Annotated in this window: 16 protein-coding genes; 10 read left to right on the forward strand and 6 right to left on the reverse strand. The window is 33.1% G+C overall.

The features are described from left to right. Window positions 1-159: 159 nt before the first annotated feature. The 5 genes from C1H87_RS13935 to rimK form a co-directional block, all read right to left on the reverse strand. Window positions 160-723: a 5-formyltetrahydrofolate cyclo-ligase gene (locus tag C1H87_RS13935; RefSeq protein ID WP_102756397.1), complete on the reverse strand. Its 564-nt coding sequence runs from the start codon at window positions 721-723 to the stop codon at window positions 160-162. Window positions 724-861: 138 nt separating this feature from the next. Beyond that, complete coding sequence (locus C1H87_RS13940; protein WP_102756398.1) at window positions 862-1,275, reverse strand: response regulator; 414 nt, start codon at window positions 1,273-1,275, stop codon at window positions 862-864. Between the two features lie 3 nt (window positions 1,276-1,278). Then, window positions 1,279-2,727 carry a PAS domain-containing sensor histidine kinase gene (locus C1H87_RS13945; RefSeq protein ID WP_102756399.1) on the reverse strand — a complete coding sequence of 483 codons (1,449 nt, stop codon included), beginning with the start codon at window positions 2,725-2,727 and terminating at the stop codon, window positions 1,279-1,281. Between the two features lie 214 nt (window positions 2,728-2,941). Beyond that, window positions 2,942-3,916 carry a succinylglutamate desuccinylase/aspartoacylase family protein gene (locus tag C1H87_RS13950; RefSeq protein ID WP_102756400.1) on the reverse strand — a complete coding sequence of 325 codons (975 nt, stop codon included), beginning with the start codon at window positions 3,914-3,916 and terminating at the stop codon, window positions 2,942-2,944. Between the two features lie 9 nt (window positions 3,917-3,925). After that, complete coding sequence (gene rimK / locus C1H87_RS13955) at window positions 3,926-4,804, reverse strand: 30S ribosomal protein S6--L-glutamate ligase (RefSeq protein WP_102756401.1); 879 nt, start codon at window positions 4,802-4,804, stop codon at window positions 3,926-3,928. An 86-nt stretch (window positions 4,805-4,890) separates the two neighbouring features. Between rimK and uvrC the strand changes: the two genes are divergently transcribed. From uvrC to pgi, 8 genes are all read left to right on the forward strand, one after another. After that, entirely contained in the window at window positions 4,891-6,684 is a 1,794-nt protein-coding gene (gene uvrC / locus C1H87_RS13960) for an excinuclease ABC subunit UvrC (protein ID WP_102756402.1), read from the forward strand. 162 nt (window positions 6,685-6,846) lie between these two features. Next, on the forward strand, window positions 6,847-9,090 hold the full coding sequence (locus C1H87_RS13965; protein WP_317048169.1) for a patatin-like phospholipase family protein: 2,244 nt from the start codon (window positions 6,847-6,849) through the stop codon (window positions 9,088-9,090). A 296-nt stretch (window positions 9,091-9,386) separates the two neighbouring features. Further along, window positions 9,387-10,541: a homogentisate 1,2-dioxygenase gene (locus tag C1H87_RS13970; protein ID WP_102756403.1), complete on the forward strand. Its 1,155-nt coding sequence runs from the start codon at window positions 9,387-9,389 to the stop codon at window positions 10,539-10,541. Window positions 10,542-10,657: 116 nt separating this feature from the next. Beyond that, a complete protein-coding gene (gene hppD / locus C1H87_RS13975) occupies window positions 10,658-11,815 on the forward strand; it encodes a 4-hydroxyphenylpyruvate dioxygenase (RefSeq protein ID WP_394337941.1) in 1,158 nt (385 codons plus the stop codon). 378 nt (window positions 11,816-12,193) lie between these two features. Continuing rightward, on the forward strand, window positions 12,194-12,973 hold the full coding sequence (locus C1H87_RS13980; RefSeq protein ID WP_102756404.1) for a DUF3108 domain-containing protein: 780 nt from the start codon (window positions 12,194-12,196) through the stop codon (window positions 12,971-12,973). Between the two features lie 6 nt (window positions 12,974-12,979). Continuing rightward, window positions 12,980-13,897 (forward strand): tryptophan 2,3-dioxygenase family protein, encoded by a 918-nt coding sequence (locus tag C1H87_RS13985; RefSeq protein ID WP_102756405.1) that lies wholly within the window; start codon window positions 12,980-12,982, stop codon window positions 13,895-13,897. Then, window positions 13,855-15,180, forward strand: coding sequence for a peptidoglycan DD-metalloendopeptidase family protein (locus tag C1H87_RS13990; protein ID WP_102756406.1), 1,326 nt, complete (start codon window positions 13,855-13,857; stop codon window positions 15,178-15,180). The genes C1H87_RS13985 and C1H87_RS13990 overlap by 43 nt, the downstream gene beginning before the upstream one ends. A gap of 3 nt (window positions 15,181-15,183) precedes the next feature. Continuing rightward, window positions 15,184-16,803, forward strand: a complete 1,620-nt coding sequence (gene pgi / locus C1H87_RS13995) for a glucose-6-phosphate isomerase (protein WP_102756407.1) — start codon at window positions 15,184-15,186, stop codon at window positions 16,801-16,803. 139 nt (window positions 16,804-16,942) lie between these two features. Here the strand turns inward: pgi and C1H87_RS14000 are convergent, their stop codons facing one another. Next, complete coding sequence (locus tag C1H87_RS14000) at window positions 16,943-17,185, reverse strand: hypothetical protein (RefSeq protein ID WP_158655226.1); 243 nt, start codon at window positions 17,183-17,185, stop codon at window positions 16,943-16,945. A 278-nt stretch (window positions 17,186-17,463) separates the two neighbouring features. Here C1H87_RS14000 and C1H87_RS14005 point away from each other — a divergent pair, with 278 nt between their 5' ends. Next, complete coding sequence (locus C1H87_RS14005) at window positions 17,464-17,712, forward strand: type II toxin-antitoxin system Phd/YefM family antitoxin (RefSeq protein WP_102756409.1); 249 nt, start codon at window positions 17,464-17,466, stop codon at window positions 17,710-17,712. Then, window positions 17,713-17,973 (forward strand): Txe/YoeB family addiction module toxin, encoded by a 261-nt coding sequence (locus tag C1H87_RS14010; protein ID WP_102756410.1) that lies wholly within the window; start codon window positions 17,713-17,715, stop codon window positions 17,971-17,973. Window positions 17,974-18,440 lie beyond the last annotated feature (467 nt).

Raw genomic sequence — 18,440 nt, forward strand, 5'->3', positions numbered from 1 at the left:
ATTTAATTAAAGAGAAAATCACTGAGACAATAAAGAAACCATACAAAAGAATAACCATCAAAAGAAACTTATATCAATAGGATTTGTATAGAAAGCAACCCTACTCATACAAATTTGTGTCTTAGCTCTCAGAGTTCAATATAAACTGACATTAATAAACTAAAACGAATAAACAGTTTTAGGAGTTACACAATAATTCAACGTTACATCATTTTCATAAACATCTGTAATGCTATTTTCGGCTTCAAAAAAAGACAAGCCTATTTTGATAGTTTCTGGTTTGCAATTTACTAAAAAACGATCGTAAAACCCTTTGCCATAACCTACCCTGTTCCCTATTTTATCAAAACCTAGAAGCGGGATAAAAACGACTTCAATACTGTCATTTAAAATAGGTATCCCATCAACAGGTTCAGGAATGTTATAACTGTTCTTTTTTATCGTTGTATTATCTGTTAAAAGAAAATGGGTCATAAGTCCCGTTTTAAAATCACTCTTGGAAATAACAATGTTTTTATCTTTTCCAGATAGAATGTTGAGGATATAATCTGTGTTAACCTCTTTTTGTTCTTTAATAGAAAGAAACAAATGATAAAAAGTGTGATCCCAAATAGGTAATTTTAAAACTTGATTAGCAATAGAGATACTTAAATCATCAATTTGATGAAGAGATAAATCATTTCGAAGTTTTTTGTATTTAGTTCGTAGTTCAGATTTAATCATATATAAACTCTAAGGTTTTATGCGGGATTAAAGTTACTACTTTGCAAGAAATAAAAAAGGAAAATATTTTAATCGAAAAGAATTTTCATGAGTCTTGTTTCGAGGGTTTTTTGTTGAAATTTTTTATTAAAAATATAACTACGCACTTTTATTAAAAATACGCTCTAATTTATTAATAACAATAGGTTTTACAAGGTAGCCTTCAATACTATTTAAAGATTTTGCACGATCAATATCTGCAGGGTTTATAGATGAACTAACAATGTAGAGCGTAATTAATTTATTAAACTTGTTTTTTATTTTAGTAAACTGTTCAATAAACTCCCATCCATCCATAATAGGCATATTTAAATCTATAAGAATAATGTCTGGAATTTTGTCACGATCTAAGTTTTCTAGCAATGCCTGAAAGTAATCTATACTTTGCTTTCCGTTTTTAAAAACGATAAGGTTTTCACAGAGCTTCTTTGTTTCAATGACGCGTTTTATTAGATTTATGTATATATCATCATCGTCTATAATGCAAGCAAGTTCGATTAATTTATTACTCATAATTTAAAAAGTGATTTTAAAAGTTGTGAATTTTTCAACTTCACTAAAAACATTAATTTCGCCGTTTAATGCTTCAATTTGGTTTTTTGTTATAAATAAACCAATGCCGACAGCATCTTTGTTATAATGAAAGGTTTTGTACATCCCAAAAAGCTTACCTCCAAATTTATCTAAATCGATTCCAATCCCATTATCGGTTATTTCTAAAACAACTCTAGAATTTTCCATATAAGATTGTATGCTTATAATAGGATCTCGTTCGGGGTGTTTATATTTAATTGAATTTGTTACTAAGTTTAACAAAATACTTTCAAGATAAGCAGGGATATATTTTATAGTATCGACTTTTGAAAAATCGGAATTTATAGTTGCGTTATTTTTTAAAATTATTTGTCCTATTGAAGTTTTTACGTGTTTTAATGATTCGCTAAATTTAACTTGAGATTTACTCTTATTTGTACTGGTTTGAATCGTAACAACTTCGTTTAAATGTTCTATAGTTTCATTTAGGCTAGAAGTTATATCCTCAATACTTTTAATTAACTCTAATTTCTCATCTTTAGATTCGGTAGAGTTTATTAATTCTACAACAAGCGATAAATTACTAGTGTGAGACCTAAGATTATGAGACACTATATGGGCAAAATTAAAAAGTCTTTTATTTTGAGAAGCAATAATGTTCGAAGTTCTTTGTAAACTTAATTCTTTAGCTTTAGTTTCATCGATATTTTGAAAAACACCACGGATGCCAACTATTTGTTTCTTATCATTAAACACAGGCTTTCCCTTAGCTTTTACCCAAAGTTCACGATTGTTTTGGGTAAGCATTTTTATTTCTGTATTAAATGATTCTCCATGAATAGAGCATCTTAAAAAGAGCTTTTTAGCTAGTTCGCGGGATTCTTTGGGATAGTATAAAACGGATTTATTTACAGAAGGTTTATAATCTTCAGGATATTCTAAAATTCTTCTTGTTTGTTGATCCCAATAGCTTTTTCGTTTTATCAAGTCTACATACCAACTACCAGTTGATGTCATCTCGGCAGTTTCTTTATAGAAAAACTGACTCTTTTTTACTTTTTTATTGGTTTTATATTTCCGTTTATTAAAAAAAAGAAATTTTGACTTTGCTACTTTATTGTTAAAGTTAATGTTATCGTGATTTGTTGTGCAAACAAATTCTTTATATTTCCCTTTTTTAGACTTGATTAGCATACTCTGCCTAAAGTCTATATTGTTTTTAGTAAAATTAAAATAATTATTTTTAAATAGTTTGCTGTCGTCTTTATGAATAAGCTTGCTTAAAAAGAATTCTAAACTAAATTCTTTGTTCTTTGCAGGGTATCCAATATCAGATAGAAAAACTTTAGAGCATAAAATGCTATTATTTTTCAATTCCAAATAACCAATGACATTGTCAATTGGTTTTGGGGGCTTTATAATTTGAACCATGGTGTTAGAGTGATGGTTAGCTTTTTTAATGAAGTAAACATAACATTAATTTAACAAATAAACGAGAAAAAATGCATTTAATCGATTAAATAAGCTATTTAAACGATTTTTCGGACAAAATATATTAATTGGATTTATTTTTTTGTATAAGAATTATATCATTAATGTTTGAAAACAATAATGTGGTTTTTGGGATTTAGTTAAGGGAAAAGTATCAATCTTCAAGTTTGGTACTTATATGAAAAAGAGCATCACCTTGATAAACAATAGGCGCTTCGTTTACGTTTATTATGTAACCAGAATTGTCTGCTTTTACAAAGTAGTTAAACTTTCCATACGGATCTGTAATATTGCCCAAAATATCACCTTTAAGAACTTTGGAACTTATTGTAGCAGAAGCTTTAAACATACCCGAGTACTTAGCACGTTTCCATTTACTTTTCTTTATAAGAATACAATCTTTTTTAGGAACCGAAACTTTAAATTTAGAGCTTAACATATCTAAATGATTTAAAACACGTTTAACACCGTTAACTCCCGAATTGGTTATTAAATCATCTATATGGAAAGACTTCCCGCCTTCAAAAAGGAGCATAACCTTTCCTAGTTTTGCACAGGTGTTTCTAAAAGATTTGTTTAAATGCTTAGAGTACAATACAAAGGGAGCCCCAAACACTTTAGCCAAGTCGTTAAGTTCTCTTTCTCCCTCAACAATACGTATTTGTGGTGCATTAAACCTGCCGGAACCACCCGTATGAAAATCCATAATATAATCTACATGTGGTATAATCTCATGTATTAACTTATGAGCCACCCTACTTGCTAAAGAACCGTTAGAACTACCAGGGAATACACGATTTAAATCACGTCCATCTGGAAATTCCCGTTTTAAATTTATAAACCCAAAAACATTGATAACCGGGATACAAATGGTAGTGCCGCATTTAGGTTTGTTAATACCTTTAGCAATAATTTGTCTAACAATCTCCACCCCGTTAACTTCGTCACCATGTATACCGGCGGTAAACAATACCGTTGGTCCCGGTTTTTTGGAGCGCTCAATAATTACTGGAACATTTACAGGAGTAGATGTATGCAAATTAGCAACATCAAAATTAACCTCTTTGCTCTCTCCAGGTTTTATAGATATACCAAGAATGGTTAATATGTCTTTTTTAGTATTAGCCATTAATTTTGTTTAACTGCGTCTATTTCTCTCTATGTATGTAATGATGCTTTTGGCAATGTTTTTGCCTGTAGATGTTTCAATACCTTCCAGCCCAGGAGTAGAATTTACCTCTAAAAGTAGTGGGCCTCTTTGAGACTGCAACATATCGACACCACAAACAGGAAGCTTTAAAGCCCTAGATGCTTTCATGGCAACTTTTAATTCGGCTTCATTAAGTTTAATAATTTCAGCAGAACCACCTCTATGTAAGTTAGAACGAAATTCACCTTCCTTACCTTGCCTTTTTATAGCACCAACAACCTGTCCATCTACCACTAAAGCCCTAATGTCTGCGCCTTTAGCTTCAGAGATATATTCTTGAACCAGAGCTCTTGCCTGCAATCCGTTAAAAGCTTCTAAAACAGATTCGGCCGCATTTTTGGTTTCAGCCAATACAACACCAAGTCCTTGAGTCCCTTCAAGAAGTTTTATTATAACAGGTGTGCCGCCAACATGGGCAATCACCTTCTCAACATCTCTTGAGTAATTGGTGAATACTGTTTTTGGCATGCCAATTCCTGCTTTAGAAAGCCTTTGAAAACTTCTAAGCTTATCTCTCGATCGTATAATGGCATCCGATGTAACCGAAGTAAATACATTCATCATTTCAAATTGCCTAACAACAGCACATCCAAAAAAGGTAGCCGAAGCGCCAATTCGAGGAATAATAGCGTCTACATAATCTAAGTAACGATCCTTGTAATAAATGGTAGGTTTTTCTTTTTCAATAATGAGATCACATTTTAAGGGGTCGATAACTTCCATAAAATGGCCTCGTTTTTCACCTTCATCGACAAGACGGTTTGTTGAAAATAAATTAGGATTTCGCGATAGTACAACAATATTCATTAAATATACTTTACCCAGTATTGCAATATACTAAAAAAGGTAAATGAATGTTTACAATATCTAGAATTTAATATACCTTTGGTTTAATGGATGTACCAGCATTAGACATACAATTAAAAACCTTGCCAAATGCCCCAGGGGTATATCAATATTTTGATGCTAATGATACGATTTTATACGTAGGAAAAGCTAAAAATTTAAAGAAGCGGGTCAGTTCTTATTTTACAAAAACTCACGATAGTGGTAAAACCAGAGTGCTTGTAAAAAAAATTGTAAGAATAAAACATATTGTAGTAGATACAGAAACGGATGCACTGTTGCTGGAAAACAACTTGATTAAAAAGCACATGCCCCGGTATAACGTCATGCTTAAAGACGATAAAACCTATCCGTGGATTTGTATAAAAAAAGAGCGTTTCCCCAGAGTGTTTTCAACCCGTCGTGTCTTTAAGGATGGGAGCGAGTATTTTGGACCTTATACCAGTATGAAAACGGTTTCAACCCTATTAGATTTGATAAATGGGTTATACCATTTAAGAACCTGTAAATATCATTTATCACAAGACAAAATAGAGTCAGGTAAATACAAGGTGTGCTTAGAATATCATTTAGGAAACTGTAAAGGGGCTTGCGAAGGCTTGGAAACCGAAGAAGAGTATCATGGCAATATAAAGGCTATTAAAGAAATTTTAAAAGGTAACTTTAAAGATTCGCTGTCGCAATTTAAAAAGCAAATGAAACAGTTTGCAGAAGACATGCAATTTGAAGAAGCCCAAAAAATAAAAGAAAAAATAGAGGTATTAGAAAACTACCAGGCAAAATCTACCATAGTAAACCCTAAGATTAGTAATGTGGATGTGTTTTCTATAGTAAGTGACGAAAGTTATGGTTATGTTAATTTTTTACAACTATCATATGGTTCTATAATAAGATCGCATACCTTAGAGGTAAAAAAGAAACTAGACGAAACCGATTTACAACTTTTAGAGCTGGCTATTATTGAAATTAGGCAGCGTTTTAATTCTAATTCAAAAGAAATATATGTGCCTTTTGAAGTTGATTTAGGTAAGAAGATTAAAGTAACGGTACCAAAATTAGGAGACAAAAAGCATATTTTGGATTTATCGATTCGAAACGCCAAATATTATAGAATGGAGCGTTTTAAGCAAGATAAAATTGTAGATCCAGATAGACATGCTAATAGAATAATGGCCCAAATGAAAGCAGATTTAAGACTTTCTGAAGAGCCAAGACATATTGAATGTTTTGATAATTCTAACATTCAAGGAACAAACCCAGTGGCTGCATGTGTGGTTTTTAAAAATGGAAAGCCCAGTAAAAGGGATTACCGTCATTTTAATATAAAAACAGTTGTTGGGCCAGACGATTTCGCATCGATGGAAGAAGTGGTGTACAGACGTTATAAGCGTTTGGTTGAAGAAGAGCAACCCTTACCGCAACTTATTATTATTGATGGAGGTAAAGGTCAGCTATCTTCAGCATTAAAAAGCTTGGATGCACTAAATTTAAGAGGTAAAATAGCTATTATAGGAATAGCAAAACGTTTAGAAGAGTTGTTCTATCCAGACGACCCTATTCCATTGTATTTAGATAAGAAGAGCGAAACCTTAAAAATTATACAACAGTTGCGTAACGAAGCGCATCGTTTTGGGATCGAACATCATAGAAATAGACGAAGCAAAAATGCATTAAATACAGAATTGGAAACCATTCCCGGAATAGGAGAAAAAACTGTTGTAGAATTGTTAAAACGTTTTAAATCGGCAAAACGCGTAGCAAACGCGAAGTTGGATGAACTAGAAGATGTTGTAGGTTTGTCGAGAGCAGAGAAAGTATATAATTATTACAATAAAAAGTAATTTAATTTTAAAAAAGAAGTTCAATACATAACCTTGAGAGTATTTGTCATTTCGAATACTATTGAAAACAAAATATATTTGTTTGAAGATATCGCATAAAACGTTTAACATGACAAATTCGGTTAAGTTTTGAAACTTTTTAGATTTGATTAAAAATAAAATTTGAAAATAAAAGGAACCATATTAATCCTATTCCTATTCGTTTTATTTTCTGCGAAAGCACAAAACGAAACACAAAAACACAAACCAAAAGTTGGCTTAGTGCTAAGTGGAGGTGGAGCCAAAGGCTTAGCACATATCGGAGTCCTTAAAGTGATTGATAGCTTAGGTGTTAAAGTAGATTATGTGGCAGGAACAAGTATGGGGGCTATTATTGGTTCATTATATGCTTCAGGATATACAGGAAAACAGTTGGATTCCATTTTTAAGGAAGTCAACTTTGATGATATTTTAAATGATGATTTGCCCCGAGCTTCAAAAGCATTTTACGAACGGGATAATGATGAAAAATACGCTATAAAGCTTCCGTTTAATGATTTTAAAATTAAATTACCATCTGCGCTTTCCAGAGGTCAGAATACTTATAGTTTACTTTCAAGATTAACACTTCATCTAAACGAAATAGATGATTTTAGCGAGCTTCCCATTCCGTTTTTTTGTATTGCTACAAATATAGAAACTGGAGAGGCCGTTATGTTAGATAAGGGGAATTTAGCGCAGTCAGTTATGGCTAGTGGTGCATTGCCTTCCATATTTCAACCAGTAGTTATTGATGATAAAGTTTTAACCGATGGAGGTGTAGTCAATAATTATCCTATAGATGAATTGAGAGCCAAAGGTATGGATGTCATTATTGGAGTAGATGTCCAGCATGGGTTGGTTGGTCGTAAAAAACTAACTTCTGCTCCCGATGTTTTGCTTCAAATAAATAATTTCAGAACCATCAACGCCATGAAGGTAAAGGCACCTAAAACAGATATCTATATAAAACCAGATATAGAAGACTTTACCGTAGTGTCCTTTAGCGAAGGAGCGAAAATTATTGAAACAGGTAAGCAAGCAGCTATAAATCGGATTGAGGCTTTAAAGGATTTAGCAGAAAAAGGTTTAAAAGAAGACACCAGACCAATACCCGAAATAAAAGGACAAGACAGTATTGTAATTAATTCGATTTCGCTAAAAGGGAAAAATAGTTATACAAGAGCTTATGTTTTGGGTAAGTTAAAGTTAAAACAGAATAAAAAGATAAGTTATAAAACCTTTAATAAAGGTGTAAACAGTTTGGTGGCTACAAATAATTTTGACTCATTCCTGTATGAATTTGAAAAAACAGAAGGAACAGAAGGTTACGACTTACACGGTACTTTAGTAGAAACCAAAAACACAGCGTTTTTAAAAGCAGGAATTCACTATGACGATTTATATAAAAGTGGATTATTGTTAAACATAACAAAAAAACACCTCTTATTCGATAATGATGTGGCATCGTTAGATGTTATTTTAGGCGATAATGTTAGGTATAATTTTGAGTACTTAATCGATAAAGGCTTTTATTGGAGTATCGGTATAAAATCTGGATTTCAGCAATTCCACAAAAATATAAGTGCGCAATTATTGCTTGAAGACGATCAATTAGGCGTTGGATTAAATAAAATAGATGCAGAATTACAAGATCAAACCAATCAGTTTTATGTGCAAAGCCTGTTTAGAAAAGATTTTGCATTTGGTGTAGGAGCAGAACATAAACGTCTAGAAGTAAAATCCCCAACAATTGCAATAAACAATAATCCGGAAGAAGAGTTTTTGTTTGAAAACACAGATTATTTGAGTGTTTTCGGATATTTAAAACTAGATACTTACGACAACAAGTATTTTCCAAAAAAAGGATTTTATTTTGATAGTGACTTGCATTTATACCTTTATGCATCAGACTTCAACAAGGATTTTAAAAAGTTTTCCATAGCCAAAGCAGATATTGGTTATGCCTTTAGTGTTTCGAACAAATTAGCATTCAATTTACAAACCAATGGCGGGTTTAAACTAGGAGATAAATCTACGCAAGCATTAGATTTTGCATTGGGAGGTTATGGTAACAACTTAATAAATAATTTTGAGCCATTCTTAGGATACGATTTTTTATCGCTTACAGGCAATAGTTATGTAAAGGCATCTGCAATTGCCGATTACGAGATTTTTAAAAACCATCATGTTACTTTAGAAGGGAATTGGGCAAATGTAGACGATAATATTTTCGATACGGGCGAATGGTTTACGCTTCCCGATTATAGAGGCTATGCATTAGGTTACGCCATCAATACATTTATAGGACCTGTCCAGGCAAAATTTAGCTATTCCCCAGAGCAAAGGAAAGCCATCTGGTTTTTTAACGTAGGTTTCTGGTTTTAACGTTTAGTTGCGTCTTTGTATCTTAATTCTAATGGCGAAGCGGTCTAACACCTTCTACTAGGTATTAACAATTTTATAAACCCAAGACCGTAATTTCTTTTTTACAAAGTCGTAAATTTTCACGATATTTGTATAGTTATGCAAACTTTTTGGCAAGACCTTTTAGTATTCTTACACTATCTTATCAAGAGAAATCCTGAATAGGCAGGTATATTATATCTATAATATATCATATTGAGGTTTAAGACTTTGTGTCTATAACTTTGTAGTTTTTTAATCTTTAAATTTTAGAAACAATGCCTTTTTATCATAAATTAGGAAGTATTCCGCATAAACGTCATATTCAATTTAGAAAACCTGATGGTAGTTTGTATTACGAACAGTTATTCGGGACCGTTGGCTTTGACGGAATGTCTACAAATAGTTACCACGAGCAACGCCCAACACAAGTAAAAGAAATAAAAAAACAGTATAGCGTTGCACCAAAAATTGCTTTAAAGAACAATATAAAATCGTACCGCTTAAAAGGATTTCAGGTAAAACCAGAACAGGATTATTTAGAAAGCAGAAAAGCAGTACTAGTAAATAGTGATTGCGCCATAGTATTGGCGGCACCAAAACAATCAACAAACGATTATTTTTATAAAAATACCGATGCAGACGAGCTCATATTCATTCATAAAGGAACAGGGAAACTAAGAACGATGTTTGGTAATCTTGATTTTAAATATGGAGATTACCTATTAGTTCCTAGAGGTATTATTTATAAAATAGATTTCGATACCGATGATAACAGACTATTTATAGTTGAATCCCACAGACCAATATACACACCAAAGCGTTATAGAAACTGGTTCGGACAGTTATTAGAGCATTCACCGTTTTGCGAAAGAGATATTCGTAGACCCGAAGAATTGGAAACCTATAATGAATCTGGAGACTTTTTAATAAAAGTAAAAAAGCAAGGAGATATTATAGAAATGGTTTATGCTTCACATCCCTTTGATGTAGTTGGTTACGATGGGTATAATTATCCGTATGCATTTTCAATTCACGACTTTGAACCTATAACAGGGCGTATTCACCAACCACCACCAGTACATCAAACTTTCGAGACCGATGCTTTTGTGGTGTGTAGTTTTGTACCGCGTTTATACGACTATCATCCAGAATCCATTCCAGCACCTTACAATCATAGTAATATAGATAGTGATGAGGTGTTGTATTATGTAGATGGCGATTTTATGAGTAGGAACGATATTGATGCAGGACATATCTCGTTACATCCAGCTGGGATTCCTCACGGACCACACCCCGGAGCAGCAGAAAGAAGTATTGGTAAGCTAAAAACCGATGAACTCGCTGTTATGGTAGACACATTCAAACCTTTAATGGTTACTGAAGAAGCTATGAAAATAGCCGATGAAGATTATTATAAATCTTGGTTATAACCCCTGAATCTTCAAAGGTAACTTTTTGAGACGTTAAAAAAAATTATTCATAAAGTACTCAAAATCCATCCAGTTTTGAGTCCCTTCCCAAAGGGAAGGTTAGTATGGACTATATTATGAAAGATATAAAACCAGTAAACTACGGTTTAGAAAAAATATTCGAAGGCGCACAAGATTTTTTACCACTTTTAGGAACAGACTACGTAGAATTTTATGTAGGTAACGCAAAACAAGCTGCGCATTTTTACAAAACAGCATTTGGGTTTCAATCTTACGCTTATAGGGGGCTAGAGACAGGATCGAAGGACGAGGTAAGTTATGTGCTTAAACAAGATAAAATACGTTTGGTGTTAACCACACCATTAAATAGTAAATCACCAATAAACGACCATATTGTAAAACATGGCGATGGCGTAAAAGTAATAGCGCTATGGGTAGAAGATGCTAGAAAAGCATATGAGGAAACCACCAGTAGAGGTGCTAAATCGTATATGGAACCAGTTGTGGAAGAAGATGAATACGGTGAAGTTGTAAGAGCTGGTATTTATACATACGGAGAAACGGTGCATATTTTTGTAGAGCGCAAGAACTACAATGGTGCATTCTTACCAGGATTTCAAGAATGGAAATCAGATTACAATCCAGAACCAGCGGGTCTTAAATATATAGATCATATGGTAGGTAATGTAGGTTGGGGAGAAATGAATACCTGGGTAAAATGGTATGAAGATGTTATGGGCTTTGAAAACTTTTTGTCTTTTGACGATAAGCAGATCCATACCGAGTATTCGGCTTTAATGAGTAAAGTAATGAGTAATGGGAATGGACGTATAAAATTCCCTATAAACGAACCGGCAGAAGGAAAGAAAAAATCACAAATAGAGGAATATTTAGATTTTTACGAAGGATCGGGGGTTCAGCATATAGCTGTAGCTACCGACGATATTATTGCAACCGTTTCCAGTTTAAGAGCTAGGGGTGTTGAGTTTTTGTCTACACCACCAGAAGAATACTATAAAGCAGTGCCAGAAAGGTTAGAAGAACACAGCCATGAATTAAGGGAAGATATAGAAAAACTAAAAAGCTTAGGTATTATGATCGATGCAGATGAAGAAGGCTATTTACTGCAAATTTTCACAAAACCAGTTGAAGATAGACCAACGTTGTTTTTCGAGATTATTCAGCGTATGGGAGCTCGTGGTTTTGGAGCAGGTAATTTCAAGGCACTTTTCGAATCTATTGAGAGAGAACAAGCTAATAGAGGAACATTGTAGTACAAAAGCCCTAAAAATTTAATATAATGTCATCTTGAGAAACACCATGGAAGCGACGTGGGAATCTGTTAAATTAAAACGAGAATCAAATTAACAGATAGACATAGTCGAACCTCGCTGTCTTTCAGCAGACAGGCTTCGCAATGGTATCAAATTAGGGTCACTTATACACTTTATAAAACCTAAACGCATCTTGAATTTTTGTCCAAAGATTAAAATTCAAGACGCGTTTTTTTGTAACAAATTAATGTTAAGCTCTTCTAATATTAGCAAGTAGTCTTAAGATTTTTTATATTTTTGGAATAATAATTGTAATTCCCTTAAGTAAATAGCAATAATCCGTAGGTATAAAAGTTACATTATTAAGACCCATTACAAATGAAAAAAATACTACTTATATTAATTACAACATTAGCTGTGCAAATGTCTTTTTCCCAACAAGAATCTGCATTTGGTGACGGAGAATGGTTTAAATTTAAGATGAGTTATAGTGGCTTTTTAAAAGCCGGAAATGCTACACTTACCGTTAAAGACACACAATTAAAAAATAAAGATGTTTACCATGTAGTTGGAAAAGGCTGGACTACTGGTATGATAAAATGGTTTTTTAAAGTTAAGGACAGATACGAGAGTTACTTTGATAAACGAACCATTATGCCGTATAAATTTGTTAGAAATATAGATGAAGGAGGTTATACCAAAGACATTGAAATAGATTTTGATCAGGTGAATAATAAAGCGTACGTAAACGATAAAAAGCACAATGAAAAATCTGTTATTAAAACCAGACCTAATATTCAGGATATGGTGTCGACGTTTTATTATTTTAGAAACAATCTAGATACCAGTAAGTTAAAACCAGGAGACGAAATGGGCTTAGAGATGTTTTTTGATAAAGAAAGCTATGGGTTCAAACTAAGGTATCTTGGTGAAGAAGTTATCGATACGGATTTTGGGGAAATACGATCTTTAAAATTTAGACCCTATGTAATGGCAGGTCGTGTTTTTAAAGAAGAAGAAAGTTTAACACTATGGGTGTCAAAAGACAAAAATAAAGTACCTTTGCGAATCAAGGCAGATTTAGCAGTTGGTTCTCTGCGAGCTGACCTAGAAGCGTTTAAAGGGTTAAAGCATCCTTTTAAGATAGTTGTTAATTAAGAGATTTTGAGTTTAGAAATAACCAACCAACTAAAAGAAAAATACGAGGCAATAGACCAGGATTATGAAACCTATTTAGAAGGCTTATTGCATAGTAAGCCCCTTAATTATTGGGATTATATTCAAACGGATGCCCTGCTCAACCTTCAAATACAACGTACTGTCCATCCGGACGAAATGGTATTTATAATGTACCATCAAATTAACGAGCTTTTGTTTAAAATGATACTTGGTGAGATAGATCAAGTAGCAAAAAATAGCGAAGTAGACACCGAAACGTTTACGTCAAAGTTAATGCGTATTAGTAGGTACTTCGATATGCTTACCTCGTCCTTTAGTATCATGAAAGACGGTATGGATGTTGACCAATACAATAAATTCAGGACTACTTTAACACCAGCAAGCGGTTTTCAGAGCGCGCAGTATAGAAAAATTGAGTTTGCATCAACAGAACTTATAAATCTAATTGATAAAAGATTCAGAGAGACTATCGACAGGAATTCGTCTTACGAAAATGCGTTCGAACACTTATATTGGCAAGCTGCTGGGAAAGATTATAAAACAGGCAAAAAAAGCTATCTTTTAACAGCTTTTGAAGAGAAATATAAAGATGAATTTATTAGATTTACCAAGTTTTATTACGGTAATAATTTATGGTCTAAATTTAAGTCATTGCCTAAAGAATCCAGAGAAGACAAAGCGTTAATAAAAGCCATGCGTCATTATGATTACACTGTAAACATAAAATGGGTCATGGCACATTATAATACAGCAAATCATTATTTAAATATTGGCGGACAAACAGCAGAAGCCACAGGAGGAAGCGAATGGGTAAAATATATGCATCCAAAATATCAAAAGAGGATATTTTTTCCAGAGTTATGGTCAGAAAAAGAAATACAAGATTGGGGGACAAATATTTAATAATACTAGTGTTGGCAATAGCTTTTATTGCTTGTAAAGACGACCCTAAACCTACTATTATTACAGAAGAAGAATTAGCAATAGTTGAAGAAGTTCCAGAAGACGTTTATGAATTTGGTTTTAACCTAAACGATTTTGTCGTTAAGCGAGACACCATAAAAAGAGGAGATACTTTTGGGGTGATTTTAGAACGAAACAGATTAGGCTATCCTAAAATATTTCATATTGCAGAAAAAGCTAAAGATTCGTTCGATATAAGGCGTCTTCAAGTTGGTAAACCATATACATTGCTGTGTTCTAAAGATACATTGGAAATACCTAAGTGTTTCATTTATCAACCAAATCAGGAAGAATATGTAGTAATCAATTTTCAAGATTCAATACATGCCTATACGAGCAGAAAGCCTATAAAATATGTTGAAAAAACAGCTACAGGCATTATTACCAATAATATTTCGGAAACTTTAGAAGAGCAAGGACTAAGTCCGAGGTTGGCCTACAAAATGGCAGATGAAATTTATGCCTGGACGATCGATTTTAGACGGCTTCAAAAAGGGGATCGATTCAAGGTTATTTATACAGATAAGTATATTAATGATAGCATTTACACAGGGGTTCACAATATAAAAGCAGCGTACTTTGAGCATAATAACGAACCTTTCTATGCTTTTGAATTTGAAACAGATTCTGTTAAAGGCATTATCGATTATTTTAATAAAGAAGCCAAAAATTTACGACGAGCCTTCCTTAAAGCCCCCGTTAAATTTAGTCGTATTTCGTCAAGATATAATTTAAAAAGGAGAATCGCTGTTTACGGCTACAAAGTACGTCCACATAGAGGAACCGATTTTGCCGCACCTATAGGAACACCAATTATGGCAACTGCTAACGGAACCGTTACCAAATCGAGTTATACTAGAGGTAATGGTAAGTATGTAAAAATAAGACATAATGCTACTTACGAAACCCAATATTTGCATATGAGAAAACGAAATGTAAAAGTTGGTCAGTTTGTTAAGCAAGGTGATGTTATTGGTTGGGTTGGTATGACAGGGAACACAGGCGGACCACATGTATGTTATCGTTTTTGGAAAAACGGAAGAGAGGTTGATCCATTTAAACAAAAATTACCAGAGGCTAAACCAATATCAGATTCCCTAAAAGTTAAATATTTAGACTTTATAGCACCTATAAAAGTAAAGCTAGATAGTATCCCTTTTAAAGAGGCTATTTTAAAAGAAGAGTTACAAAACAATAATAATCTAATATCATTTAAAGATTAATTAATGACATTACCAAATATAAACCCCACCAGCACAAATTCATGGAAACAATTACAAGAACATTTTAAAACACTAAAAGATGTTCACATGAAAGATTTATTTGCTCAAGATGATGAGAGAGCAAATAAGTTTACCATAAAATGGGATGATTTTTATGTAGATTTTTCAAAGAATAGAATAACCGAAGAAACTTTTAAGTATTTACTGGAATTAGCCGATGAGGTTAAACTAAAAGATGCGATTAAGAGTCAGTTTTCCGGAGAAATAATAAATCAAACAGAAGGAAGAGCCGTTTTACATTCTGCATTACGTGCACCAAAAACATCGGAATGTTATGTAGACGGTGTAAATGTAATACCAGAAGTATATGAGGTAAAAGAAAAAATAGAGCAGTTTACAAATGAAGTTGTAAATGGTGATAGAAAGGGCTTTACAGGAAAAGCATTTACCGATGTTGTAAACATTGGAATTGGGGGATCGGATCTCGGACCAGCTATGGTAGTAGACTCTTTACAGTATTATAAAAACCATTTAACAACACATTTTGTAAGCAATGTAGATGGCGACCATGTAAATGAAGTTATTAAAAAGCTAGATCCGGAAACCACACTTTTTGTAGTGGTTTCTAAAACATTTACAACCCAAGAAACACTATCTAATGCCAATACCATTAAAGCTTGGTTTTTAAAATCTGCAAGCGAAGAAGCTATTGCAAAACACTTTGTGGCGGTATCAACAAATATTGAAAGTGTAAAATCATTTGGAATAGACGAGAACAATATTTTCCCTATGTGGGATTGGGTTGGTGGTCGTTTTTCTTTATGGAGTGCCGTAGGTTTAACCATAAGCTTAGCAGTTGGCTATAATAACTTTGAAAGCTTGCTTAGAGGTGCTAACAAAATGGATGAGCATTTTAAAAATGAAGATTTTAAAACCAACATTCCAGTAGTATTAGCTTTAATAAGCATATGGTATAATAATTTCTTTAAAGCTGAAAGTGAAGCGGTAATACCCTATTCTCAATACTTAAACCAATTTGCTACCTATTTACAACAAGGTATTATGGAAAGTAATGGTAAAAGTGTAGACCGTAACGGAAACCCTATCGATTACGAAACAGGAACTTTAATCTGGGGCGAACCAGGAACCAATTCACAACATGCCTTTTTTCAATTAATACATCAGGGAACTAAGTTGATCCCAGCAGATTTTATTGGTTTTACAAAGTCTTTGCATGGCAATCAAGACCATCAAAACAAACTTATTTCTAATTTCCTAGCGCAAACAGAAGCGCTTTTAAATGGCAAAACAGAGGAAAAAGTTGTTGCAGAAGGAACACAATCCGAGATTATTCCTTTTAAGATTTTTAAAGGAAACAAACCTACCAATACTATTTTTATAAACAAACTATCACCAGAAAGTTTAGGAAAACTAATAGCGATGTACGAGCATAAAATATTTGTACAGGGTATCATTTGGAACATCTTTAGCTACGATCAATTTGGCGTAGAATTAGGGAAACAATTAGCCAGTAAAATCTTAAAGGAATTTAATAGTAAAGACAACAACGTACATGATTCTTCGACCGATAATTTGTTGAATTATTATAAGAGTATGATGTAAAAACATGTAAAGTTTTTAACAAAATAAAGAAAAAGGCCCCGTTGGTTTATAGTATGCGCTAGTTCGAATTTTTAACTCGGACTTCCATAAGAGTCAATAAAATCATTATTAAAATCCACAGCAGCAATGTTGTGTTTTTTTATTTATAGGCTTGTTGTGTTTTATCGTCACGTAAACACATATCAATAAAATCAAAAATATACTTCTTCTTATCCTCCGAGAGATTAGAAATATCTTTAATACGTTGTAATACTTCTTTATCCTTTACTAAAACAGAAGTGTCTCCAGCAAGAAAATCAAGAGAAACATTAAGAGCTTGTGCAAGGTTTTTGGCAAAGTACCATATATTGGTTATGTAGGTTGGTTCTAAAAAGTTATCCAAATGAAGAACTTGAAGGGCTGTCAATAATTGCTAAATGCGTAGAAAGTAGCCCTTAAAAACAAACACTAAATTGGGTGTTGCAATCTGCGGTACCCAATTTAAAAACTATTTTTAGTAATCGAAATTACGTCATAAAATGAGCGAAAACACAAAAGCAGAAAAGAATCAGGTAGTCTCAAACTGCGACCACCTCGAAAAATTAAAATTCTCCATAGGCCTTATATGTTAAACACAATAAAAAGTACTTAATAAGGTACTTTTTTTATTATATTTGTACTATGGAAACAGTAAATTATACAGACTTTCGTTCAAATCTAAAACATTGGTTCGATAAAGTGGTCAATGATGTAAGCGATATCATCATCAAGCGAAAAAATGGTAAGGATCTAGTTTTAATATCGTTAGATGAGTACAACTCACTAAAAGAAACCACCTATTTGCTTACAGGAAAAAACAGAGATATTTTATTAAACTCCATCAAAGAACTAGAAGCAGGCGAAGGTGTTCAAAAAGACTTAATCGAATAGATGAAATTAACTTGGTCTACGTCTTCTTGGGAAGAGTATCTGTATTGGCAAAAAGTTGATAAGAAACTAGTAAAACGAATTAACGAACTCATTAAAAGTTGTATGCGAACACCTTTTGAAGGCATCGGGAAACCCGAAGCTCTAAAGGGAGATTTACAAGGCTATTGGTCGAGGCGAATTACATCAGAACATCGATTGGTTTACAAATATGAAAATGACCAGTTATTAATTGCAGCCTGTCGTTATCATTACGGAAAATAACCCCCCTCCCGCTAAACAATGTTTAGTGGTTGACAAGACTTATAAACAAAGTAAAACCATGGCTTTTAAACTGTGGTTTTTTTGCATTGTTAAGAAATAGCTTTAAGCTTTACTGATTTAATTAAAGTATCAAGGGTATAGAGAATAACACTTTGTTAATAAGTAGAGAAAATCCAAATTTAGAACTTCCTTTAATCTGCGATAAAAATTCCCTGCTCTCGCTTGCTTTCAAAACTAGTGGTGATAATAAGTGAGTAAATTACAAATAATAAAAAGCCATAATTTAACGTTTACGGCTTATTAGTATCGTAATGTCACTCATAACTCTTAAAACTATCGAGTATTTTTTCCTTCATTCTGACCACCCGTTATCTTCTTTTTGTGTTAAAGTGTGCATACGGTAACTACACCATTACCTACTCCCATACCTATTTAACTATAAACCTACTTGACAGCATTTATAAAAT

The organism is Flavivirga eckloniae (genome assembly GCF_002886045.1).
Lineage (GTDB): Bacteria > Bacteroidota > Bacteroidia > Flavobacteriales > Flavobacteriaceae > Flavivirga > Flavivirga eckloniae.